The following is a 22,512-nucleotide window of genomic DNA, read 5'->3' as shown; positions in this document are numbered from 1 at the left end:
TTTCCGGGGGCTTTGTTCGTGATCCGTCCCGCGCGGACGGACCCGCGAACGACAGATGCAGGAGTCGAACAGGCAATCATGAGTGAGCAGTCGAGCGCGTTGAAGGCAGCGCCACAATGGGGCCGGCCGCAGCCGGGCACGTCGGCATCGGGTTCGGGCACGGACGAGAACTTCGTGCAGATCGTGAATGTCGTCAAGAAATTCGGCGAGACGGTGGCCGTTCGGGGCGTCGATCTGTCGGTGAAGAAGGGTGAGCTTTTCGCGCTGCTCGGCAGTTCCGGCTGCGGAAAGTCGACGCTCCTGCGCATGCTCGCGGGGCTTGAATCCGTGACCGAAGGGCAAATTCTGATCGAAGGCGTCGACCTCGCGAAGATGCCGCCGTACAGCCGGCCGGTCAACATGATGTTCCAGTCCTACGCGCTTTTTCCGCACATGAGCGTGGAGTCGAATGTCGCATTCGGGCTGAAGCAGGAAGGCGTGCGCGGCGGCGAGCTCAAAGACCGCGTGCATGATGCGCTCAAGCTCGTGCAGATGGCGCAATACGCAAAGCGCAAGCCGCATCAGCTTTCCGGCGGTCAGCAGCAGCGCGTCGCGCTCGCGCGCAGTCTCGTCAAGCGCCCGAAGCTGCTGTTGCTCGACGAGCCGATGTCCGCGCTCGACAAGCAGATCCGCCAGCGCACGCAGATGGAACTGGTCAATATTCTCGATCAGGTCGGCGTCACCTGCATCATGGTCACGCACGATCAGGAAGAAGCGATGACGATGGCCAATCGCCTCGCGGTGATGAGCGAAGGGCGCATCGTGCAGATCGGCACGCCGCATGAGGTGTACGAGTACCCGAACAGCCGCTTTTCGGCGCAGTTCATCGGCTCGACGAATCTCTTCGATGGCAATGTGGTCGAGGACGAACCGGATCACATATTCGTCGAATCGGCGGAGTTGCCCGTGCGTCTCTATGTGAGCCACGGCATCACCGGGCCGCTCGGCATGCCGGTGACGATCTCCGTGCGGCCGGAGCGCATCGCGCTCACGCGCAAGCCGCCCGAAGGCGCGTTCAACTGGGGGCGCGGCAAGATCACGAACATCGCGTATATGGGCGGCTATACGCTTTATCACGTGACGCTCGATAGCGGCAAGACGGTGGTCGCGAACCTGTCGAGCCTCGCGCTCGGCGAACTCGATTCGCCCACATTCGACGATGAAGTCTACGTGCGATGGAGCGCGTCGGCGGGCGTCGTCCTGACGTCATGATGACGAATCTGCTCAGGCGCCTGAACGTGAGCGGCCGCACGGCGGTCATCGCCGGGCCGTATCTCTGGCTGTTGCTGCTGTTCGCCGTGCCGTTCCTGCTCGTGGTGAAGATCAGTTTCGCGGACAGCCAGCTCGGGATTCCGCCGTACACGGAACTCGTCGCGATGAAGGAGGGCGTGATGAACATCGCGCTCGATTTCTCGCATTACGCGTTTCTTCTGACCGATAGCCTCTACTTCGCGACCTACATGAATTCGCTGCTGGTCGCGGCGGTCTCGACGGTGCTGTGCCTCCTGATCGGCTATCCGATGGCGTATTACATCGCACGGTCGAACCCGGCGACACGCAATTTGTTGATGATGGCCGTGATGCTGCCATTCTGGACATCGTTTCTGATCCGCGTCTATGCGTGGATCGGCATTCTGAAAAACAACGGATTGCTAAATAATTTCTTGATGTCCATCGGCCTCATTCATACGCCGATCGAGCTTTATCACACGAATATCGCGGTGTATATCGGCATGGTGTATTCGTATTTGCCGTTTCTCGTGATGCCGCTCTATGCGCACCTCGTCAAGATGGACCTGACGCTGCTCGAAGCCGCCTACGACCTCGGCGCGAAGCCGTTCAAAGCGTTCGTGCAGATCACGCTGCCGCTATCGAAGAACGGCATCATCGCGGGATGTCTGCTCGTATTCATTCCGGCGGTGGGCGAGTACGTGATTCCGGAACTGCTCGGCGGCGCCGATACGCTCATGATCGGCCGCGTCATGTGGAACGAATTCTTTGACAACGCCGACTGGCCGATGGCCTCCGCCGTCACGTGCGCGATGGTCCTGTTGCTGCTCGTGCCGATGGCGCTATTTCAGCACTTTCAGGCGAAGCAACTGGAGCAGAATCGATGATCAAGCCGAGCCGTTCGCTGCAAATCACATCGCTCGGAATAGGGTTTGCGTTTCTGTATATCCCGATCATCAGCCTCGTCGTGTATTCGTTCAACGACTCGCCGCTCGTCACCGTGTGGACCGAGTTTTCGCTGAAGTGGTACCGCGCGCTCTGGTCCGACGACGAACTCATCAACGCTGCGTGGCTCTCGCTGCGCATCGCGTTTCTGACGGCGTGCGCGTCGGTCGTGATCGGAACGTGGGCGGGCTTCGTGCTCGCGCGCATGGGACGCTTTCGCGGCTTCACGCTCTATACCGGCATGATCAACGCGCCGCTCGTGATTCCCGAAGTCATCCAGGGCATTTCGCTGCTGCTGCTCTTCGTCGAGATGGCGAAATTGATCGGCTGGCCGGCGGGTCGCGGGCTGTTCACGATCTGGATCGGGCACGTGATGCTGTGCATTTCGTATGTCGCGATCATCGTGGAATCGCGCGTGCGGGAGCTGAATCCGTCGCTCGAGGAAGCCGCGCTCGATCTCGGCGCGACGCCGCTGCGCGTGTTCTTCTCGATCATGCTGCCGCTCATTTCTCAGGCGCTGGTGGCGGGTTGGCTGCTCTCGTTCACGCTGTCGATCGACGATCTCGTGCTCTCGGCGTTTCTCTCCGGGCCGGGATCGACGACGCTGCCGCTCGTCGTATTTTCGCGCGTGCGGCTGGGACTCAATCCAGAGATGAATGCGCTCGCGACGCTCTTCATCGCACTGGTGACGGCTGGAGTGATCGCGGCGAATTACTTCATGCAACGAAGCGAGCGGCGGCGGCTCGCGGCCGTCATGTGACCACTTTGCTGGTTCGCGGAAGCGCAAAGCGGCCCCAAGAGGGGCCGCTTTGCTATTAAGGCGTTGCGATGTGCCTCGCGAACGTGTCGGCGTCCGTGTTCGTCCCGCAAAGCAGCACGCCTACGCGCTTGTCCTGCAAGCGCTCGCGCAACGGGCCGAGCAGGGCGGCGGTGGCCGCCGCGCATGCCGGCTCGACCGCGAGCTTCAGCTCGCTGAACAACTGGCGCATGCCGTTGCGCAACTCGCTGTCCGACACGGTGACGACTTCATCGATATGCCGGCGGCACAGCTCGTAGCTGTACTGCTCGGTATGCGGCGCCATCAGGGAATCGGCGATGCTTTGCATCGCGCCCATCTTGACCGTATGGTTCGCCGCGAAGCTGCGGCTCATGGCATCCGATCCCGCCGGCTCGACGCCATAAACATGCAGCGACGGATTCGCAAGACGCATCGCGGTCGATACGCCCGCTGCCAGCCCGCCGCCGCCGATCGGCAGGATCACCGCATCGAGGTCCGGCGCCTGCGATGTCCACTCGTAGCCGAGCGTCGCCGTGCCGAGCACCGTGCGATAGCCGTTGAACGGATGGATGAACACGCGTCCTTCTTCCGCCTCGACGCGCCGCACGACGTCGAAGGCTTCCGCGACGTTCTCCGCGAACACGATCTCCGCGCCGAAGCGCTGGCAGAGCGCGACGCGCGCCGGATTCGCGGTCTTGATGATGACGACCTTCGCGCCGACTCCCATGCGCTGCGCCGCATACGCGACCGCGACCGCGTGATTGCCCGCCGAGACACACGTGACGCCCGCCGCGCGCTCGCTCTCGGTGAGCGCGAGCAGATTGGAGAACGCGCCGCGCGCCTTGAATGTGCCGCTTGCCTGCAGCAGTTCGAACTTGAACGTGACGGGCGTGCCTTCCAGCCCCGGAAAGTCGTGCCGCTCGAAAACCGGCGTGCGCGCGACCCACGGCGTCAGGGCCATGTGCTGCTCGGCGATGTCGTCGAGCGTGGGAATGGGCGTGCCGTCGATCGTATTGTCGGAATGCGTGGCTGTGGACATGGCGTGCGGTGCGTTTCGATGAAGCCGGTCAGCGCGCTTGCGCCTCGACCGACATGCTGTGAATGAACTTGCCGAGGAACGCTTCGCACGCGGCAAGCTGTTCGAGCGACACGTACTCGTTCGCCTTGTGCGCCTGCTCGATGCTGCCCGGGCCGCACACGATGCTCGGCACGCCAGCGAGCGCGAAGAGGCCGGCTTCGGTGCCGTAGGCGACCTTGTGCTTCTCCTGGTTCTCGGTGAGCGCGCGCACGAGCTGCGTGATCGCGGCTTGCTCGGTGGCATCGAGTCCCGGCGCGGAGGCGATCTTCGAGAACTCGATGGCGCCGTTCGCGTGTTCCTTTTGCATCTTCGGCACGAGCGTTTCGCGTGCGAACGACTCGATGCGCGCGAAGATGGCTTCGGGGTCCATCGTCGGAAGATTGCGGAATTCGAAGTCGAAGCTGCATTCCGCGGGCACGGTGTTGAGCGCGTTGCCGCCCTTGATCGTGCTCGTCTGCGCAGTGGTGAAGGGCACGTCGTATAGTTCGTCGAACGGGCCTTTGGCGCGGAACTCGTCGGCGACATCGCGGATGTAGCAGATGAGCCGCGCGGCGTATTCGATTGCGTTCAAGCCCTTCGGCGTGAGCGACGAGTGCGCCGCCGCGCCGCGCACGCAGCAGCGGAACGCGTTGATGCCCTTGTGCGCGATGATGGGACGCATCGACGTCGGTTCGCCGACGATGCAGCCGTCGGGCCGCACGCCGCGCTTTTGCAGATCCGCGATCATGAGCGGCGCGCCCGCGCAGCCGACTTCCTCGTCGAACGACAGCGCGAAGTGGATGGGCTTCGCGAGCTTCGTCGCCTGCATGGTCGGGAGCATGGCGAGCGCCGCGCCGATGAAGCCTTTCATATCGCACGCGCCGCGGCCGTAGAGCAGGCCGTCGCGCACTTCGGGTTTGAACGGATCGCTTGCCCAGTCCTGGCCGTCGACCGGCACGACATCCGTATGACCTGACAGCACGATGCCGCCGTGCGTCTCACCGTCGTGCGCCGGCACGGTCGCGAAGAGATTGGCCCACTGGCCGCGCGGATCGGTGGTGATCGTCGCTTCGATGCCCGACTTGCGCAGCTCGTCGCGCACGGTTTCGATGAGGCCGAGGTTGGGATTGCGGCTCACGGTATCGAACGATACGAGACGTTCGATCCACGGCAACGAGGCGGGATTCTTCGACGACGATGAGGCTTCGAGATGCGCCGGATCAGCGATCTGTGACATTTTTTTACTCCTGCGGGTAGGGTTCGATCATAGCCCAAAAGTATTGTGCTGGCCGCACGGGGGCGTTTTCGGGTTTTTGTTCGGTGCTTAGTGTTCGTGTCGGTCTATTCGGCTGCCCCTCCCCGGGGCGGGGGTCACTTTCTTTGCGGCTGCAAAGAAAGTAACCAAAGAAAGCAGCTTTCTAGCCCGCAGCAGCTAGTGCGTGAGCAGCTTCCGGCAAGACGGTGGCAATCTAACTAATCAACAGCCTTGAATGACCTTCCACGCCCGCTGAGCGCCACGTCCCGCGAGCCCCTTGGCTCGTTAACACCCAGGGTTTGCAACGGTAAGCGCGCTTGCTCGCGTTAGCGTCTACAGCAAGCAAACTGCCGGTATCTCAAACGCCAAATGCGGTTCGCTCCAACAGGACCGGACCGCAGGTATGAGTGCAAAACGGGGATGTGGTGTTAACGAGCCAAGGGGCTCGCAGGACGTGGCGCTCAGTGGGCGCGGAAGGTGATTCAAGGCTGTTCATTGACCGAGTGCCAATGCCTATTCGCAAGCTGCCTACCCGTTAGATGCTGCGGGCTCGAGAAGCTGCTTTCTTTGGTTACTTTCTTTGCAGCCGCAAAGAAAGTGACCCCCGCCCCGGGGAGGGGCAGCCGAATAGACCGACACGGATAATTAAGAAAAGTGACTGCCGCCCCGCACAGGGTGAGCCCAATAGACCGACACGAATAAAAAGAAAGCGACTGCCGCCCCGCACAGGGGCAGCCAAACAGACCGACACGAACAAACGAAGAAAAAACGAGCACCCGAAAAAACGTCACCGAACCGCAGAAGCAGCAGAACCCTTCCGAACCGGCCCCCCAAGCGCCCGCAAAGTCTCCTTAACAGTAGCAATCCGCACAGAAAGATCCGGACTGCGCGTCTCGATGCGCAACTTGTCCTGCCCGGCAAGCTTGATGTGCTTGTTCTTCTGCACCATCTCGATGATCCTCATCGCGTCGACGGGCGGATTCGGCACGAACTGGAGCGCGATGGAAACCTCCGCAGCATCAATCTTCGATATGCCGAGCGGCTTGGCCGCAAGCCGCAACCGATGCGTCTCCACGAGCGCATGCGCCTGCGGCGGCAATTTGCCGAAGCGGTCGACGAGTTCTTCGAGAATGCCGTCGATGGCATCGCTCGATTCGCAGTTCGCAAGCCGCTTGTACAGCGACAAACGCTCCTGCACGTCGCCGCAGTAGTCGGCCGGAAGAATCGCCGGCGCGTGCAGATTGATCTCGGTCGTCGCCGCGAGCGGCGCGTTCAGGTCCGGCTCGCGGCCATCCTTCAGCGCGCGCACCGCGTCGTTCAGCATGTCGGTGTAAAGCTGGAAACCGATTTCGTGTATCTCGCCCGACTGCTTGTCGCCAAGCACTTCGCCGGTCCCGCGAATTTCCAGATCGTGCATCGCGAGATAAAAGCCCGAACCGAGTTCCTCCATCTGCTGAATGGCCTCGAGCCGGCGCTGCGCCTGCTTCGTCAGCGACTGCGGATCGTGCACGAGCAAATACGCATACGCCTGATGATGCGAGCGCCCAACGCGCCCGCGCAACTGATGCAGCTGCGCAAGGCCGAACTTGTCGGAGCGGTGCATGATGATCGTGTTCGCGCTCGGCACGTCGATGCCCGTTTCGATGATCGTCGTGCACAGCAGCACGTTCGCGCGCTGGCCGACGAAATCGCGCATCACGCGCTCCAGTTCGCGCTCGTGCATCTGGCCGTGGGCGACCGCGATGCGCGCCTCGGGCACGAGCGCCTCGAGCATCGCCCGCCGGTTCTCGATGGTCTCGACTTCGTTGTGCAGGAAGTACACCTGTCCGCCGCGCTTGAGTTCGCGCAGCATCGCCTCGCGAATCACGCCGTCTTCCTCGCGGCGCACGAAAGTCTTGATCGCGAGCCGCTTCTGCGGCGCGGTCGCGATCACCGAAAAGTCGCGCAGGCCTTCGAGCGCCATGCCGAGCGTGCGCGGAATCGGCGTGGCGGTGAGCGTCAGCACGTCGACTTCGGCGCGCAATGCCTTCAGCGCCTCCTTCTGACGCACGCCGAAGCGATGCTCCTCGTCGATGATGACGAGTCCGAGCCGCTTGAACTTCACATCGCTCGACAAGAGCTTGTGCGTGCCGATGACGATATCGACAGAGCCTTCGTTGATCTGCTGCACCGCCGTCGAGACTTCCTTCGTGCTCTTGAAGCGCGACAGTTCCGCGATACGCACGGGCCAGTCCGCGAAGCGGTCGGTGAACGTCTGCGTGTGCTGTTCGGCGAGCAGCGTCGTCGGCGAAAGAATCGCCACCTGCTTGCCCGCCATCACCGCGATGAACGCCGCGCGCAAGGCGACTTCCGTCTTGCCGAAACCGACGTCGCCGCACACGAGCCGGTCCATCGGTTTGCCGCTCGTCATGTCCGCGATGACCGAGGCGATGGCCGCCGCCTGATCGGGTGTTTCCTCGAAGCCGAAGCTCTCCGCGAACTTCGTGTAATCGCGCGGCTCCAGCTTGAACGCGAAGCCTTCGCGCGCGGCGCGCCGGGCGTAGAGATTCAGCAACTCGGCGGCGGTATCGCGGATCTGCTGCGCGGCCTTTCGCTTGGCCTTTTCCCACTGGCCCGAGCCGAGCGTATGCAGCGGCGCGCTTTCCGGGTCCGCGCCGCTATAGCGCGAGATCACATGCAACTGCGCGACCGGCACATACAGCTTCGCGTCGTTCTGATATTCGAGGTGCAGAAACTCGGTTTCGCCTTCGCCGAGATCCATCGACACGAGTCCCATATACCGGCCGATGCCATGCTGCGCGTGCACGACCGGATCGCCGACCTTCAGTTCGGCGAGATCGCGCACCATCGAATCGACATTGCTCGCCTGCTCCTGCCGGCGACGTCCCGCGCGGCGCGCGAGCGGCCCGTAAAGCTCGGTCTCGGTGACGATCGCGAGTTCTTCGGCGGGCAGCGCGAAGCCGTTCGCGAGCGGCGCGATGCCGAGCGTGAACTTCGCGTCGGTCGTGAGCCATTCCTGGAACGTGTCGTGAAGCTCGCCGCGCAAGCCGTTGTCCGCGAGCAATTGCTGGATCGTCTCGCGCCGGCCCGCCGATTCCGCGACGAGCATCACGCGGTTCGGCGTCTGTTCGAGATAGTGACGCAGCGCGAGAAGCGGCTCGTCGGCGTGGCGGTCGATCGCGAGACCGGGGAGCGGCACGGCCCAGCCGCCTTCAGGCGTCGCGGGGAGCTTGAGCTGCGCGAAAGGCTTCGCGAACGTGAAGAAGTCGTCGTCCGACAGGAAAAGACGCTTCGGCGGCAGCAACGGACGCTCGCGGTCATGCGAGAGAAATTCGTAGCGCTGCTTCGTGTCGTGCGTGAAGCGCTTGATCGCGGCATCCAGATCGCCGATGAACGCGAGTTGCGAGCCTTCCGGCAGATAGTGAAAGAGCGTTGCCGTCTCGTCGAAAAAGAGCGGCAGATAGTATTCGATGCCCGCCGACGGCACGCCGTTGCCCATGTCCTTGTAAATCTGAGAGCGGCTCGGGTCGCCCTCGAAGACTTCGCGCCAGCGGCTGCGAAACGCGGTGCGCGCCGCTTCGTCGAACGGGAACTCGCGGCCCGGCAGAAGGCGCACGTCCTTCACCGGATACAGGCTGCGCTGCGTGTCGGGATCGAACGCGCGGATGGAATCCACCTGATCGTCGAAGAGATCGATGCGATAAGGCAGCGGCGAGCCCATCGGATACAGGTCGATCAGCGAGCCGCGCACGCAATACTCGCCGGGGCGCACGACCTGGCTCACGTGCTCGTAGCCCGCGAGCGTCAGTTGCGCCTTGAGCTTCGCTTCGTCGAGACGCTCGCCCTGCGTGAACGAGAACGTGTAGGCCGCGAGAAACGATGCCGGCGGCATGCGATACAGCGCCGTCGTCGCCGGCACGATCAAGATGTCGCAGCGTCCTTCGCCGAGATCGTGCAGCGTTGCGAGCCGCTCGGAGACGAGGTCCTGATGCGGCGAGAACGTGTCGTAGGGCAGCGTTTCCCAGTCGGGCAGAAGACGCACGCGGGCGTCGGGCGCGAAGTAGGGCAGTTCGGCGGCGAGGCGCTGCGCATCGACGGCGCTCGCGCATACGACGGTCAGGAGCGAAACGGCTTCGCGATGAGCGGCGAGGTAGCGCGCGATGGCGAGCGCATCGGCGGAGCCGGACGCGCCATCGAAGACGAAACGCTGACCTGCCTTGACGAGCGCGATGGGAGAACTGGACTGCGCGTTGACGGCTTTCGAAGACATAAGATGTGCATTGAACCGCCCGCGCGAGCCCTGAAAAGCCGCGCGCCGGACGTGGTCGCGAAAGACCTATTATAAAATCCGGGCTTCACTTTGACTTGGCCACATGATTTTCTCGTGACTTCGCCCGCCGCCCCGTCTACTCCTGCTGCGCGTCTTTTCGCGCTCATTCCCTGCGCCGGCACCGGCAGCCGATCCGGCGCGCCGAGTCCCAAGCAATATCAGACGGTCGCGGGCCGGCCGATGCTCGGCTACACGCTCGCCGCATTCGACGCGTGCTCCGAATTCTCGCAGACACTCGTCGTCCTCGCACCGGACGATCATCACTTCGACGCGCGCCGTTTCGCGGGCCTGCGCTTCGTCGTCGAGCGCTGCGGCGGGACATCGCGACAGGCGTCGGTGTACAACGGCCTCGTCGCGCTCGCGAACTTCGGCGCGCGCGACGGCGACTGGGTGCTCGTGCACGACGCCGCGCGGCCCGGCATCACGCCGGAGCTCATTCGCAAGCTCGTCACGGAATTGCGCGACGATGCCGTGGGCGGCATTCTCGCGCTTCCGGTGGCGGACACGCTCAAGCGCGTCGCACCGAACATGCCCGATGCGCCGGCGAACGGCGCGCGCATCGCGCGGACCGAATCGCGCGACGGCTTGTGGCAGGCGCAGACGCCGCAGATGTTTCGCGTCGGCATGTTGCGCGAGGCGATCGAGCGCGCGCGCCACGACGGTCACGACCTCACCGACGAAGCGAGCGCCATCGAATGGCTCGGTCACTCGCCGAAGCTCGTGCAGGGCAGCCTGCGCAACTTCAAGGTCACTTATCCGGAAGACTTCGGCCTCGCGAGCGCGATCCTTTCCGCGCGCCCGTAAGCCGCTCACCCTCTACTGCAAGGTTGGCATCGATGGATTTCAGAATCGGACAAGGTTACGACGTGCATCAGCTCGTCGAAGGGCGCGAGCTCATCATCGGCGGCGTGACGGTTCCGTATGAACGCGGCTTGCTCGGCCATTCCGACGCCGACGTGCTGCTGCACGCGATCACCGATGCGCTTTTCGGTGCGGCGGCGCTCGGCGATATCGGCCGGCATTTTCCGGACACGGCGACCGAATTCGCGGGCGCGAATAGCCGCGTGCTGCTGCGCGAAGCGGTGAAGCGCGTGTCGGACGCGGGCTTTGCGATTGCCAACGTCGATAGCACCGTCATCGCGCAGGCGCCGAAGCTCGCGCCGCATATCGAGGCGATGCGCGCGAACATTGCCGCGGACCTCGAATTGCCGGTGGACCGCGTCAACGTGAAGGCCAAGACGAACGAGAAACTCGGCTATCTCGGCCGCAAGGAAGGCATCGAGGCGCAGGCGGCGGTGCTTTTGCGGCGCACGTCGATCGACCACTGAGCGATAACTGATCGACGCCACGCGCGGCGGGCGCGGCGTCGAGAGACTCACTTGCCTTCCGCCTCGATCGTCAGCGCAACCGCGCCGATCACCGCCGCGATACGGCCGACATCGCGCAATTGCGTCGTCGTCATGCCTTCGGTCACGAGATTCTCGTAGTGCGACTTCACGCAGAAGTGGCACTTCCCGATGATCGATGCCGCGAGCGCATACATCTCGAAGCGCCGCTTGTCGACGCCGCCATGCGACGCATACGCGTTCATCCGAAGGCCCGCGGGCTGCGTCTTCAGGTCCGCGTTGTCGGCCATTTCCAGATACGGATACCAGACGTTGTTCATGCCCATCAGCGCGGCGGCGGTGAGCGCCGCGTTGGTCTCTTCGGGCGACAGCACGCCCGCGTTTCGGATGATCGAGACGAGCTTCGTCGCCTTCGCCGCGTAAGCAGCGGCGAGCGCCACGCCGACCGCGTCGTTGCCTTGCAGCGACGAACGGGCGATCGTGCCGTCGACGTTCAGGCGAATGTCCTTTGCGTAGTCGGGGACCAGCTCCTTGATCGAGGACAGAAATTCCATTGATTTCTCCTATTCGATGGCGTCAAAAAAGCCCGCCGTCTTCCGAGCGTGCACTCGAAAGACGGCGGGCTCGCGCATACGTTCGAACGACTCGCGCTTAGAGCGTCGCGCCGCCGACCGCGCGGTTGCACGGGCACAGTTCGTCGGTCTGCAGGCCGTCGAGAATACGCAGCACTTCTTCGGGATTGCGGCCCACGTTCAGGTTATTGACCGAAACGTGCTGAATGACGTTGTCCGGATCGACGATGAACGTCGCGCGCAGCGCAACGCCCGCTTCCTTGTCGCGCACGCCAAGCTGGTCGATGAGTTCGCCTTTGACGTCGCCGAACGAATAGTGATTCAGCTTGTTGAGGTCCTTGTGCTCGCGGCGCCATGCGAGCTTCACGAATTCATTGTCGACGCTGCCGCCCATGAGCACGGCGTCGCGGTCTTCGAAGTCCTTCGCGAGCTTGCCGAATTCGACGATCTCCGTCGGGCACACGAACGTGAAGTCCTTCGGGTAGAAATAGATGATTTTCCACTTGCCCGGAAACGACTGTTCGGTGATTTCCTCGAAGGCGGACTGGCCGTTTTCTTCGTGGTTGTTGAAACCGGGCTTGGCAGCGGTGACGGTGAATGCTTCGACTTTATCGCCAACGGTCTTCATGCAGCGCTCCTGTGTTCGTTGAAAGGACGACTGAAACGAGACTACCGGAAAGCGGTAACGCGCGCATGATAGGCGACCCGCCGATGCCGCGCGCCGAACCGATCCATCATAACCCCGCGCCTCAGGACGTTACAAAAGGTTTGCCTAATGGCGCGGATAGCTTTTTTCGAACGCGCGGGCTAGTCGCGCGGGCCGTCGAATCGCGCGCCCTTCATCTGCGGAAAATCGATGGTGACTTCGAAGCCGGCAAGCGGCGTGCGGTTGCGCAGCCGCAGCGTGCCGCGCTGGCGCGTGACGAGCCGCTGCACGATCGCCATGCCAAGTCCCGTGCCGTTCGCCTGCGTGCGCGCCGCGTCGACGCGATAGAAAGGCCGCGTGATGAGCCCGACCTGATCGTCCGGAATGCCGCGTCCTTCGTCCATCACGGAGAGTTCCACGCGGCCGTGCGCGACGCGCGTCTGCAGCATGATGCGCGCGATGTCGTCCTTTTCGCTGCGCCCGTATTTGCGCGCGTTTTCGAGCAGATTGCCGACGACGCGCCGCGCATCGGTCGGATCGCCCTCGATGATGGCGCCCGGCGCGACATCCGTGCGCATCACGACGCCTTCGTCGGCCTGGAAACGTGCGGCGAGTTCGCTCGCGATCATCGAGAGGTCGACGGCTTCGGGCATGCGCTGCATCGGCCGCGCGTAGTCCAGAAAGCGGCCGATGATCATGTCCATCTGCTCGATGTCGTCGATCATCGCGAGCTTGGTCGCTTCGTCCGACGGGCTCATTTCCGTCTCCAGACGCAGACGCGCGAGCGGCGTGCGCAGGTCATGCGAGATGCCCGCGAGCATCAGCGCGCGATCCGCTTCGAGCTGCTCCAGGTTCTGCACCATCTGGTTGAAACTTCGATTCGTTTCGGCGGCGACGCCCATGCCGCGATCGGGCAACGGTTCGGGCGACTGTCCCGAGCCGACCTTGCGCGCCGCAAGCGCGAGCCGGGCGAACGGCCGGTTCACGAGACTCGTGATGAACGCCGCGCCGAAGAGCGACAGCGCCAACGCGAACACGCCCCAGCCGGCCCACTGCAGGCCGGTGACGGTGTCGAGCTGATCGCGGTCGAGCGCGACCCAGTAATCGTCGTCGTCGATCTTGAAGCTGATCCACACGCCGGGGATGTCGTTCACCGACTGCGCGATGATGGTGTCGTTGCCGAGCCGTCCGCGCACGTCGCGCTCGATCAACCGATTGAGCGATTCGTCGGGCTGCAAGCGATACTTGTCGGTGGTCTCGCGCGGATAGACGCGCACGCCTTCGTTGCTTTCAAGGTCCTGAAGCAGCGCGCGGCGCAGGTCGGGATCGGAATAGAGAAGGGCGGTGCGCGTGAGCTTGACGACGGCGACGAGTTGCAGCGCGACGCGTTGCGCGCGCGGCTCGCGTTCGATCACGCGAAAGCTCTGGAACCAGGCGGTGAGGCTGACCGCGATGAGCAGCGCGATCAGCGCAAAGGTTCGCCAGAACAGGCCGCCGAACGCAAGCGCCAGTAGCCGCCTGTCGATTCGCATGGGTCTTTCGGGTTCCGCTCGGTGAAGGGGATAAAGCGTATCGGACTCGCTTGGAATGCGTAGGACGACGCGGCGAAAAACGGCTTATGCGGCGCCGTCGGGAATGAACACGTAACCCAGGCCCCACACGGTCTGAATGAAGCGCGGGCTGCTCGGGTCCGGTTCGATCAGCTTGCGCAGACGCGAAATCTGAACGTCGAGGCTGCGGTCGAACACTTCGTATTCACGGCCGCGCGCGAGCTCCATCAACTTCTCGCGCGAGAGCGGCTGGCGCGGATGGCGCGCGAACACCTTGAGCACCGAAAATTCGCCCGTGGTCAGCGGGATTTCCTGGCCGTTCTTGGTCAGCGTGCGCGTGGCGAGATTCAGCGCGAATTCGCCGAATTCGAAGACTTCCGTCGTTTCGGATGGCGCGCCCGGCAACTCGGACGGCGTCTGACGGCGCAGCACCGCGTGAATGCGCGCGACGAGTTCGCGCGGGTTGAACGGCTTCGGAAGATAGTCGTCGGCGCCCATTTCGAGACCGACGATGCGATCGACATCCTCGCCTTTCGCCGTGAGCATGATGATGGGCGTGCGGTCGTTGCTGCCGCGCAGACGCCGGCAGATGGAAAGACCGTCTTCGCCGGGAAGCATGAGATCGAGCACGAGCAGATCGAACCGCTCGCGCACCCACAGCTTGTTCATCGACGGGGCGTTTTCCGCGACATACACGTTGAAGCCCTGCTCGCCGAGATAACGTCGAAGCAGATCGCGCAGGCGCGGATCGTCATCGACAACAAGTATTTTCGAGGGATTCTTGGTTTCCATGGCGGCATCTTAGCGCGTTTGTTCGAGCGCCGAGTTTGTAACAAAAGCGAGTGTAACAGTTCGTTACAAAATTTACGGGGCCTGTGGCACGGCACAGATGTTCTGTCAGTACACTGCTTTACCTGAGCCCGCCATTCGGTAGATACTCCATTAGACCAGCGCTTCATGCGGCAAGACCAGGCCGTCAGAAGCGCATGAAAAGAATGAGGCTGTCCGGTTGTCGAGCAACGAAGGGAACAACATGAAGGGAGCGCGGCAGCGCGTACCATTGCGCACCGAGCGCATCTTCAGAAAGACGCTGATCGCAAGTGCGCTGTACGCCGTGCTGAGCGTGCCCCATGCCTACGCCCAAACTTCCGCGCATTCTTCCGCGCGTCTTGCCGACTACTCCCGTTCCGACGACGCGTTCGACCGCTCCGTGCATGCGCCCGCCGGCCACTACGACGGCGCGATGATCCGCACGCAGCAACGCACCGGCAGAGGCTCGAAGCGGCTCGAGCGCGACAACAAGCCGCCCGCGCTGCAACCGGTGCAGCAAGTCGACGATACCCCGCCCGCGCGCCCGCCGCGCCACACAGTCATGACCGCCGATGAGCGGCGCCTCTTGCGTCAGCACATCGAAGAGGCCGTGCGCGATCTCTACAAGCGCTAGCGCGCCGAGGGACGAACGCGATGAACAGACGTGAATTCCTGTCGATCGCGAGCGTCTTCGCTGCCGGACCTGTTTCTTTCTCTTACGCTCGCGCCGCGACGCCCGCGCGTCCGATCGAGGCGCTCGTGGTCGTCGAGTTCGCTGGCGGCAACGACGGGCTCAATACGGTCATTCCCATCGCCGACGCGCAATATCGCGCGCTGAGGCCCACGCTCGCCATTTCCCGCGACCACGCGCTCGCTATCGACGAGCGCACCGCGCTGCATCCGTCGCTGCGTGCGCTCATGCCCGCGTGGACCGCACGCGAATGGGCGATCGTGCAAGGCGTCGGCTATGCGCAGCCGAACCGCTCGCACTACCGCGCACAGCAGATCTGGACCACGGCATCGGACGCGCACGAGTATCGGCGCGACACATGGCTCGCGCGCGTCGGTCCGTCGCGCGCGGACTTCGCGCGTCCAGCCAGTTCTCCATTCGAAGCGCGTTCCTTCGCCGTATCGTGCGATGCGGCCACAAGGCTCATCGCGGCAAACCGCGCACGCAACGGCGTCACGGTGATCCGCCTCGCGCTCGATGGTTTCGACACGCACACGCATCAGGCGAAGCGCCACGCGTCGTTGCTGCTGCAATTCGCGGATGGCATCGCGCGGCTGCGTGCCGCGCTGATCGCGAGCGGCGACTGGGCGGGCACGCTCGTCATGACTCGTTCGGAGTTCGGACGATCCGCGCGGGAAAACGACGTGCGCGGCACCGAGCACGGCGCGGCCGCCCCGCAGTTCGTATTGGGCGGCGCGGTTCGCGGCGGGCTATATGGGGAACCGCCGTTGCTCGGCCGGCTGGACGAAGAGGGCGGCGTGACGGCTTCCGTCGATTTCAGAAGGCTCTGCGCAACGGTACTTCAGGCATGCGGCAACGCCGATCACGCCGCGATTCTCGGGCGCGCCTTCGAGCCGATGCCCCTCATCCACACGTGAGCCGCGCGTCTAGCGCGTGCGCCAGGTGATCCAGAGCTTGCGGATTGGCGTGAGCGAGATGCGCTGATGCAGCACCCGGAAGCCTTCCCGTTCGATCTCGCCGAAGCGCGCCTGGGCGAGCGCGGCCTGCGCGCGCAACACGCGCTGCGACGCGCGCTCGGCGGGCGGAATGGCGGCGAGCGCTGCGTCGATCGAGCGGCGGGCGCGCTCGGTCTGAAAGCGCATCAAATCGCTGAATGCATCGCTGTACTTGCGATTGATGATGTCCGCGGCGGTCACGTTGAAGCGCTGCAGTTCATCGATCGGCACGTAGACGCGGCCATTGCGCGCATCGTCGCCGATGTCCTGCACGCGTTCGGCAAGGAGCAGCGCGGAACCGAGCGGCGCCGCCCACGCCGATGCATCCGCGCGATTCACCGCCGTCGAGCGCGCGACAGCCGTGGCGAACGCGCCGCCCGTCTGATCGAGATAGCGCGCGAGTCCTGGCCAGTCGAGGTAGCGCGCCTGATCGAGATCCATGCCGAAGCCATCGACGAGCGTAAGAAGCGATGCGCGGCCCGCGTCGTCGAGCGCGCCGCTGTCCGCCGCATGCGCCTGCAGCGCCTGAGTCACCGGATGCGTCGCCTCGCCGCGGTCGAGCCGGTCGAGTTCGCTGCGCCACCACGCATGCTTGGTGCGGCCGATGGTCGGATCGCTCGTCTTCTTGACCGTTTCCTCCAGCTCGCGATAAAGCGCGTAGAGCGCGGTGAGAAGCGGCTGGCGCGGGGCCGGCGCGCGGCGCAGCGCGTAGTACGTGCTGGAGCCTTCGGGGGCAGCCTTTTGCTGGCAGTAGTCGTCGGAATTCACGAAACGGGGCTTATGGGGTGTCGAAGGCGGAAAAGGGCGTCTCGCGCGCGCGGCTTCGCAAGACGCTTCGCGCGGCGGGCGCCCATTTTATCCGCCCGGCCGATGCTTCGCAGATCGTACGCCGCGCCTGGCAGATGTGCGCCGAAGCACCGACAACACTCGCGGCGCGCGCGACACTGCGCAAAACCATACAGCGCGAGACTGATCGCGCAAGTCTTCGGAGACGGTCATGCCGCTTAGCAAGACGGAGAACAAGCAGTTCGGCGAGAAGTGCGTGCCGTTTCTCGTGAAGAGCGTGGCGCGCGACTTCGGATTCGACTTTCGCGTATGCCCGCGACAGATGTCCGTTTCGCCGACGCTCGGGCTGCATATCACGGCGGCGCGTCGCGCGGACGCGAAGCTGTCGTATCCGCTGAACGTGTTCGTGTTCCTGCAGCCTTTCGGCGTGCGGCAGTTCTTGTCGAACCTCGACCGGCCGATCGCAGCCGCGCGTGCAAGCGAGCGCATACCGGAAGAGATCAGAAAGATGATGGGGATGACGGGCGTGGACTTCGCGGGCCGCTCGCAGGCGAACGGCGAAGTGATGATGGTGGAACTCGGCGACATGGCGCTGTAGCTTCGTTCACCGCAAGGCCAGAAAGAAAAAACCCCTTTGCGGATCAGAGAGATGATCAAAGGGGTTCATGTGGTGCGAGGAAGGGGACTCGAACCCCTACACCATTGCTGGCGTCAGGACCTAAACCTGGTGCGTCTACCAATTTCGCCATCCTCGCAGCACGGCGGGCTTCGTCGCGCGCCGTGTCCGGCACCGTTCCACTGTGCCAAGCCGGGCATTCTAGCGCATTCGTTGGGGGATGTCTGCCAATTTGCGTGGCATGCGGACGTCCTCGGCTCGCGGCTGCCCGGGACACTGAACGGCCTGTGCATCGCAACGTTGCGGCGCTTCCAAGCTCTGCCTAGAATCTCGAAATCCCTCCGCTTTTTTCTTTCTCACACGCGACTCCCATGACCCGCAACGCGCGCAATCGCTTCGTCGCATGGCTCGGCATTGCCGCCATGTGGCTCGCCATTGTCGCGCCGGTCGTGAGCCAGAGCATCGCGGCGCGCAATGCCGCGCTCGATCCGCAAGCCGCGCTCTGTACCGTCGATACGCTCGCGGGCGTGCTGTCCGAAGCCGACGAGCACGCCTCCCATTCCGACGCCGACGAACATCGCGCCCATCACGATGCCGCCGGTCATTTCGACGCCTGCTCGTACTGCGGGCTGCTGGCGCATCATCTGCCGGTGGCATCCGGCGCGGCGCAGTCCGTCGCGTACATCGAGCGCGTCGTGCGCGTCGTGTCGGTCGCGCAGACACGCGTCGTCTCGACGAAGTCTTTCAACGCGGCCTCGCCGCGCGCGCCGCCCGTTTTTTCCTGAAGCCGTTTCCCGTCCGGTCGCCCTGACGTTCGCCGCGCATCCGAGCGCCTGGCGACGCGCGCGATCGCTCGTCAGCTCATTCAGGAATTCACGATGTTCACGCTCCTCTCGCGAGCGCGCCGGCATTCGCGCCGTCGCGCCGTCACGCCTTTGCACGCCGCGCTGCCGCTTTCGCTGCTCGCGCATGCGGCCTGGTCCGCCGCGCCCGTCGCCCCGGCCGACGCCGCCGCGCCGGCATCCGAGACCGAAACGACGCTCGCGCCCGTGGTCGTCACCGCGCAGTCGACGCCCGTGCGCTCGCCGCTCGACCCGAACCGGCCCGCCAGCGTCGCGACGATTACCGCCGATCAGTCGCAGTACTGGAACGTCGTCACGCCCGAAGACGCGCTCAAGTACGCGCCGAACATGGCCGTGCGCAAGCGCTTCATCGGCGACCCGAACGCGACCATCGCCGTGCGCGGCACGAGCAACGCGCAGACGGCGCGCGGCCTCGTCTATGCGGACGGCCTCTTGCTCAGCAACTTCCTCGGCAATACATGGACGTTCGCGCCGCGCTGGTCGATGGTCTTCGCCGACGACATCGCGCGCACCGATGTCATCTACGGCCCGTACTCGGCGCTCTATCCGGGCAACTCGATCGGCGCGACCGTCGCGATCACGACGCGCATGCCGACGCAGTTGGAGGCCGACGCGAAAGTGCAGGCCTTCACGCAGCACTTCGATCTCTTCGGCATCAACCGCAGTTTCAACGGCACCAACACGACGGCGACCGTGGGCGATCGCATCGGCAAGCTGTCGTTTCTGGTCGGCGCGGATCATCTGGAAAACACGGGCCAGCCGCTGCAATTCGCGACACTCGCGCAATCGGCGACGCGCGCAACCGCCGCCGACACGCCCGTGACCGGTGCGACGTTCTACAACGATCAGAACAACGCGCGCACGGCGGTGCTCGGCACGGCGGCCGAGGGCATCGAGCGCACGTTTCAGGATCAGTTCCGCGTGAAGCTCGCGTTTGACATCACCGACACGCTGCAAGCCGGGTTCACGCTCGGCTACTGGCATCAGAAATACAACAGCGACACCGCCACCTTTTTGCGCGATGCGGTTGGAAATCCTGTGTATAGCGGACGCGTGAACATCGGCGGGTTCGAATACACGGTTCCCGCCGCGACCTTCGCGCCGAGCATGGGATCGAGCGAAAACTTCCTGTACGGCCTGTCCTTGCGCACGCACAACGCGACGGGCTGGAACGCGGAAGCCATCGCGTCGTACTTCGACATCACGCAGAGCATCGCGCGCACGGCGAACTCCGGCGTGCCCGGCGACGGACCCGGCACGCTCACCGATGGCTCCGGCTCGGGATGGAAGTCGCTCGATCTGCGCACGAGCTGGACGCCGACCGCGCGCGCGGGACTCGCGGCGCACGCGCTCTCGTTCGGCTATCACTACGACAACTATTTCCTCGACAACGTGACCTCGAACACGGACGCATGGCGCGATGGCGCGGGCGTCTCGTTCGCGAATGCGTTCGGTGGCCGCACGCGCACGCAGGCTTTCTACGCGCAGGATGCGTGGCGCTTTCTGCCGCGCTGGGCGTTGACCTACGGCGTGCGCTACGAGAACTGGAACGCGTATGACGGCACGCGCGCGCTCGGCGCGACATCGCTTTCGTATGCCGATGTCAGCCAGAGCCACTGGTCGCCCAAGGCGTCGCTTTCTTTCGATGCGACCAACGACTTGACGCTGCGCGCATCGATCGGGCGGGCGTATCGATTTCCGACCGTCGGCGAACTGTTTCAGGGACAGATAAACGGCGTGTCGATCATCAATAGCAATCCGAACCTTCAGCCCGAGGATGATCTCTCGAAAGAACTCACGGCCGAATGGCAGCACGGCAACGGTCTCTATCGCTTCACGCTCTTTCAGGACGACGTGAAGAACACGATTCTGAGCCAGACCAACACGACCGTGATTCCGAACGTGACGAACTTCCAGAACATCGGCAAGGTGCGCTCGCGCGGCGCGGAAGCCGCTTACGAAGGGCAGGACGTGTTGCTGCGCGGGCTCGATCTCGCGGCGAACGTCGCGTACACGCAGTCGAAGATTCTGGCGAACAGCGGCAATCCGGCGTCGGTGGGGATGTACTTTTATCGCATTCCGCTATGGCGCGCGAACGCGGTGGCGACGTACCGCGTCACGCCCAAAGCCGCCGCGACGCTCGCGCTGCGCTATTCCGGCCGCCAGTACAACACGCTCACCAACACGGACGTCAATCCCAACACGTATGGCGGCACGAGCACGTATGCCGTGATCGATGCGAAGTTCACCTACAAGCCGTCGAAGCAGACGGAGCTCGGCATCGGCGTCGACAATCTCTTCGATCGCCGGTATTACGTGTTCCATCCGTATGCGGGGCGCACGATTTACGTCGAAGGGCGCATCGGCATCTGAACCTGCCTATTTTTGCCTATTCCTGCCTATTCAATCGATTCCACGGGACACGTCATGCAAGCAACCCAATCCACGCTCGCCCCGACCGATGGCGAGATCGTCGCCGAGCGCCGCACGCTATGGCGCTGGCACTTCTATGCCGGCCTCTTCGTGATGCCGCTTCTCATCGTGCTCGCGATCACCGGCACGCTGTATTGCTTCCAGCCGCAGATCGAGCCGATGCTGTATCGCGATCGCATGGTCGTCGCCGATACGCACGCCCCGCGTCTTTCCACCGACGCGCTTCTCGCGAAGGCCGTCGCCGCCGAACCGCGCGATGCGGTGCCGACGCTCGCGCAGATCGAAGCCGGCCGTACGCGCAGCGCGGAGTTCGTGTTTCGGCTCGCGTCGGGAGAAAGCGAGAGCGTCTATGTGAACCCGTATGACGGCGCGGTGCTCGGCAAGCTGAGCGTCGAGCATCGGCTGATGAAGCAGATTCGCAATCTGCATCGCGGGCTCATGCTCGGCAAGCCCGGCGAGCTGCTGATGGAACTGGCCGGATGTTGGACGCTCGTGATGATCGGCACAGGCGTTGCGCTGTGGTGGCCTTGGAGCGCGGGGAGCCGCCGCACGGGCGGCGTGTGGACGCCGCGACTGTCGCTCGCGGGGCGCGCGTGGTGGCGCGATTTGCATGCGGTGGGCGGCGTGTGGCTTGCCATCGGCGCGCTCTTTTTCGTGCTGAGCGGACTGCCGTGGTCCGGATCGTGGGGCAAGCAGTTCAAGGCGCTGGCCACGTCCGCGTCGCTCGGATATCCGAAAGGCGCGTGGGGCGAGGCGCATGTGCATTCCACCGCGCCCGGCAACGCGCCGCACGACGCGCACGCGATGCACGGCATGGCGATGAAAATGGACGACTTGCCGCTGCATCAGACGCCGTGGGCCGTCGGCGCGACGGCCATGCCCGAGAGCGCGGGCGCGACGGACAACGCGACGGCCGGCTCGCGCCTGTCGCTCGACGATGTGATCGCGCTTGCCGCGAAGTCCGGCGTCGTCGATGACTACGGCATCGCGCTGCCGTCATCGCGGACGGGCGTCTACACCGTGTCGTACTTTCCCGCGGACCCGCGCGACGAGCGGACCTTGCACATCGACCAGTACAGCGGGCGCGTGCTCTCCGACATCTCGTACCGGACTTACGGCACGGTCGCCCGGGCGATTTCTTACGGCACGTCGCTGCACATGGGACGCTACTTCGGCGTGGCGAATCAGATTGTCTGCTCGGTCATTTCGCTCGGGCTCGCGGCGCTCTCGGTGACCGGATTCGTGATGTGGCTCAAGCGCCGTCCGTCGCGCACGCTCGGCGCGCCGTCGCGTCCCGCCAAGCGCCCGCCGATGCGCGCGTGGCGCGGCGCACTCGCGCTCGTGGGCGTCGTTTTCCCGCTGATGGGACTGACGATGCTCGCGGTCTGGTGTCTGGATCGCGTGGCGTTCGGACGGCGAACGGGCATCGGCGCGCGGGCGTGAGCGGTTTTTTGATCGGCTCGGCGGCATGCGTGAGGTACGCGGGAGCTTGAACCGAGCTTCGTCGGCGGCGAACGCGCGATGCGCAAGCTAGCGCGCTTTTCGCAACGCTCTTCGCCGCCTCATCCGT

General features: G+C 64.2%; 19 protein-coding genes and 1 tRNA gene. 11 read left to right on the top strand and 9 right to left on the bottom strand.

Going from position 1 to position 22,512, the window contains the following annotated elements; all coding sequences use genetic code 11:
• Positions 1-78: 78 nt before the first annotated feature.
• From LDZ27_RS07635 to LDZ27_RS07625, 3 genes are read left to right on the top strand one after another with little or no spacing between them, the layout of a single operon-like run.
• A complete protein-coding gene (locus LDZ27_RS07635; RefSeq protein ID WP_244813528.1) occupies positions 79-1,251 on the top strand; it encodes an ABC transporter ATP-binding protein in 1,173 nt (390 codons plus the stop codon).
• On the top strand, positions 1,248-2,156 hold the full coding sequence (locus LDZ27_RS07630) for an ABC transporter permease subunit (protein WP_244813527.1): 909 nt from the start codon (positions 1,248-1,250) through the stop codon (positions 2,154-2,156). Before LDZ27_RS07635 ends, LDZ27_RS07630 begins: the two co-directional genes overlap by 4 nt.
• On the top strand, positions 2,156-2,974 hold the full coding sequence (locus LDZ27_RS07625) for an ABC transporter permease subunit (RefSeq protein ID WP_244816077.1): 819 nt from the start codon (positions 2,156-2,158) through the stop codon (positions 2,972-2,974). The genes LDZ27_RS07630 and LDZ27_RS07625 overlap by 1 nt, the downstream gene beginning before the upstream one ends.
• Positions 2,975-3,029: 55 nt before the next feature.
• Here LDZ27_RS07625 and LDZ27_RS07620 read toward each other — a convergent pair whose 3' ends face one another.
• From LDZ27_RS07620 to mfd, 3 genes are all read right to left on the bottom strand, one after another.
• Positions 3,030-4,031 carry a threonine/serine dehydratase gene (locus LDZ27_RS07620; RefSeq protein ID WP_244813526.1) on the bottom strand — a complete coding sequence of 334 codons (1,002 nt, stop codon included), beginning with the start codon at positions 4,029-4,031 and terminating at the stop codon, positions 3,030-3,032.
• Positions 4,032-4,059: 28 nt separating this feature from the next.
• Positions 4,060-5,286 carry an acetylornithine deacetylase gene (argE, locus tag LDZ27_RS07615; RefSeq protein ID WP_244813525.1) on the bottom strand — a complete coding sequence of 409 codons (1,227 nt, stop codon included), beginning with the start codon at positions 5,284-5,286 and terminating at the stop codon, positions 4,060-4,062.
• Positions 5,287-6,091: 805 nt separating this feature from the next.
• A complete protein-coding gene (mfd, locus tag LDZ27_RS07610) occupies positions 6,092-9,574 on the bottom strand; it encodes a transcription-repair coupling factor (RefSeq protein WP_244813524.1) in 3,483 nt (1,160 codons plus the stop codon).
• A 114-nt stretch (positions 9,575-9,688) separates the two neighbouring features.
• Here mfd and ispD point away from each other — a divergent pair, with 114 nt between their 5' ends.
• Entirely contained in the window at positions 9,689-10,438 is a 750-nt protein-coding gene (ispD, locus tag LDZ27_RS07605; RefSeq protein ID WP_244813523.1) for a 2-C-methyl-D-erythritol 4-phosphate cytidylyltransferase, read from the top strand.
• A 32-nt stretch (positions 10,439-10,470) separates the two neighbouring features.
• On the top strand, positions 10,471-10,962 hold the full coding sequence (ispF, locus tag LDZ27_RS07600) for a 2-C-methyl-D-erythritol 2,4-cyclodiphosphate synthase (protein WP_244813522.1): 492 nt from the start codon (positions 10,471-10,473) through the stop codon (positions 10,960-10,962).
• A 47-nt stretch (positions 10,963-11,009) separates the two neighbouring features.
• Here the strand turns inward: ispF and LDZ27_RS07595 are convergent, their stop codons facing one another.
• The 4 genes from LDZ27_RS07595 to ompR form a co-directional block, all read right to left on the bottom strand.
• The gene (locus LDZ27_RS07595; protein WP_244813521.1) at positions 11,010-11,534 is read right to left on the bottom strand and encodes a carboxymuconolactone decarboxylase family protein; all 525 of its coding nucleotides are present in this window, start codon (positions 11,532-11,534) and stop codon (positions 11,010-11,012) included.
• A gap of 97 nt (positions 11,535-11,631) precedes the next feature.
• Positions 11,632-12,180 carry a peroxiredoxin gene (locus tag LDZ27_RS07590; RefSeq protein WP_175940269.1) on the bottom strand — a complete coding sequence of 183 codons (549 nt, stop codon included), beginning with the start codon at positions 12,178-12,180 and terminating at the stop codon, positions 11,632-11,634.
• A gap of 179 nt (positions 12,181-12,359) precedes the next feature.
• A complete protein-coding gene (locus LDZ27_RS07585) occupies positions 12,360-13,730 on the bottom strand; it encodes an ATP-binding protein (protein WP_244813520.1) in 1,371 nt (456 codons plus the stop codon).
• An 84-nt stretch (positions 13,731-13,814) separates the two neighbouring features.
• Complete coding sequence (gene ompR, locus LDZ27_RS07580) at positions 13,815-14,540, bottom strand: two-component system response regulator OmpR (RefSeq protein WP_008349770.1); 726 nt, start codon at positions 14,538-14,540, stop codon at positions 13,815-13,817.
• A 241-nt stretch (positions 14,541-14,781) separates the two neighbouring features.
• Between ompR and LDZ27_RS07575 the strand changes: the two genes are divergently transcribed.
• Complete coding sequence (locus LDZ27_RS07575; protein ID WP_244813519.1) at positions 14,782-15,192, top strand: hypothetical protein; 411 nt, start codon at positions 14,782-14,784, stop codon at positions 15,190-15,192.
• A gap of 20 nt (positions 15,193-15,212) precedes the next feature.
• Positions 15,213-16,166: a DUF1501 domain-containing protein gene (locus LDZ27_RS07570; RefSeq protein WP_244813518.1), complete on the top strand. Its 954-nt coding sequence runs from the start codon at positions 15,213-15,215 to the stop codon at positions 16,164-16,166.
• Positions 16,167-16,175: 9 nt separating this feature from the next.
• Here LDZ27_RS07570 and LDZ27_RS07565 read toward each other — a convergent pair whose 3' ends face one another.
• Positions 16,176-17,012, bottom strand: a complete 837-nt coding sequence (locus LDZ27_RS07565) for a squalene/phytoene synthase family protein (protein WP_244813517.1) — start codon at positions 17,010-17,012, stop codon at positions 16,176-16,178.
• A gap of 229 nt (positions 17,013-17,241) precedes the next feature.
• Here LDZ27_RS07565 and LDZ27_RS07560 point away from each other — a divergent pair, with 229 nt between their 5' ends.
• Positions 17,242-17,628 carry a hypothetical protein gene (locus LDZ27_RS07560; protein ID WP_244813516.1) on the top strand — a complete coding sequence of 129 codons (387 nt, stop codon included), beginning with the start codon at positions 17,242-17,244 and terminating at the stop codon, positions 17,626-17,628.
• Between the two features lie 70 nt (positions 17,629-17,698).
• Here LDZ27_RS07560 and LDZ27_RS07555 read toward each other — a convergent pair.
• Positions 17,699-17,785 (bottom strand) — tRNA-Leu (locus LDZ27_RS07555).
• 232 nt (positions 17,786-18,017) lie between these two features.
• On the opposite strand from LDZ27_RS07555, the gene LDZ27_RS07550 reads away from it, so the two are divergent.
• The 3 genes from LDZ27_RS07550 (at position 18,018) to LDZ27_RS07540 (ending at position 22,385) form a co-directional block, all read left to right on the top strand.
• A complete protein-coding gene (locus tag LDZ27_RS07550) occupies positions 18,018-18,431 on the top strand; it encodes a DUF2946 domain-containing protein (protein WP_244813515.1) in 414 nt (137 codons plus the stop codon).
• 93 nt (positions 18,432-18,524) lie between these two features.
• Positions 18,525-20,882 (top strand): TonB-dependent receptor, encoded by a 2,358-nt coding sequence (locus LDZ27_RS07545; protein ID WP_244813514.1) that lies wholly within the window; start codon positions 18,525-18,527, stop codon positions 20,880-20,882.
• A 54-nt stretch (positions 20,883-20,936) separates the two neighbouring features.
• Positions 20,937-22,385 carry a PepSY domain-containing protein gene (locus tag LDZ27_RS07540; RefSeq protein WP_244813513.1) on the top strand — a complete coding sequence of 483 codons (1,449 nt, stop codon included), beginning with the start codon at positions 20,937-20,939 and terminating at the stop codon, positions 22,383-22,385.
• Positions 22,386-22,512: the final 127 nt, after the last annotated feature.

Source organism: Caballeronia sp. Lep1P3, assembly GCF_022879595.1.
In the GTDB taxonomy this organism is placed as follows: domain Bacteria; phylum Pseudomonadota; class Gammaproteobacteria; order Burkholderiales; family Burkholderiaceae; genus Caballeronia.
Note: the sequence above shows the minus strand (reverse complement) of the source record. Positions and strands in the feature narration are given on the sequence as shown.

Excerpts from the sequence above, each read along its gene's own strand:
- LDZ27_RS07635 (WP_244813528.1), top strand. The coding sequence starts at position 79 with ATGAGTGAGCAGTCGAGCGCGTTGAAGGCAGCGCCACAATGGGGCCGG.
- LDZ27_RS07630 (WP_244813527.1), top strand. The coding sequence starts at position 1,248 with ATGATGACGAATCTGCTCAGGCGCCTGAACGTGAGCGGCCGCACGGCG.
- LDZ27_RS07620 (WP_244813526.1), bottom strand. The coding sequence starts at position 4,031 with ATGTCCACAGCCACGCATTCCGACAATACGATCGACGGCACGCCCATT.
- argE (WP_244813525.1), bottom strand. The coding sequence starts at position 5,286 with ATGTCACAGATCGCTGATCCGGCGCATCTCGAAGCCTCATCGTCGTCG.
- mfd (WP_244813524.1), bottom strand. The coding sequence starts at position 9,574 with ATGTCTTCGAAAGCCGTCAACGCGCAGTCCAGTTCTCCCATCGCGCTC.
- ispF (WP_244813522.1), top strand. The coding sequence starts at position 10,471 with ATGGATTTCAGAATCGGACAAGGTTACGACGTGCATCAGCTCGTCGAA.
- LDZ27_RS07595 (WP_244813521.1), bottom strand. The coding sequence starts at position 11,534 with ATGGAATTTCTGTCCTCGATCAAGGAGCTGGTCCCCGACTACGCAAAG.
- LDZ27_RS07590 (WP_175940269.1), bottom strand. The coding sequence starts at position 12,180 with ATGAAGACCGTTGGCGATAAAGTCGAAGCATTCACCGTCACCGCTGCC.
- LDZ27_RS07585 (WP_244813520.1), bottom strand. The coding sequence starts at position 13,730 with ATGCGAATCGACAGGCGGCTACTGGCGCTTGCGTTCGGCGGCCTGTTC.
- ompR (WP_008349770.1), bottom strand. The coding sequence starts at position 14,540 with ATGGAAACCAAGAATCCCTCGAAAATACTTGTTGTCGATGACGATCCG.
- LDZ27_RS07575 (WP_244813519.1), top strand. The coding sequence starts at position 14,782 with ATGAAGGGAGCGCGGCAGCGCGTACCATTGCGCACCGAGCGCATCTTC.
- LDZ27_RS07570 (WP_244813518.1), top strand. The coding sequence starts at position 15,213 with ATGAACAGACGTGAATTCCTGTCGATCGCGAGCGTCTTCGCTGCCGGA.
- LDZ27_RS07560 (WP_244813516.1), top strand. The coding sequence starts at position 17,242 with ATGCCGCTTAGCAAGACGGAGAACAAGCAGTTCGGCGAGAAGTGCGTG.
- LDZ27_RS07550 (WP_244813515.1), top strand. The coding sequence starts at position 18,018 with ATGACCCGCAACGCGCGCAATCGCTTCGTCGCATGGCTCGGCATTGCC.
- LDZ27_RS07545 (WP_244813514.1), top strand. The coding sequence starts at position 18,525 with ATGTTCACGCTCCTCTCGCGAGCGCGCCGGCATTCGCGCCGTCGCGCC.
- LDZ27_RS07540 (WP_244813513.1), top strand. The coding sequence starts at position 20,937 with ATGCAAGCAACCCAATCCACGCTCGCCCCGACCGATGGCGAGATCGTC.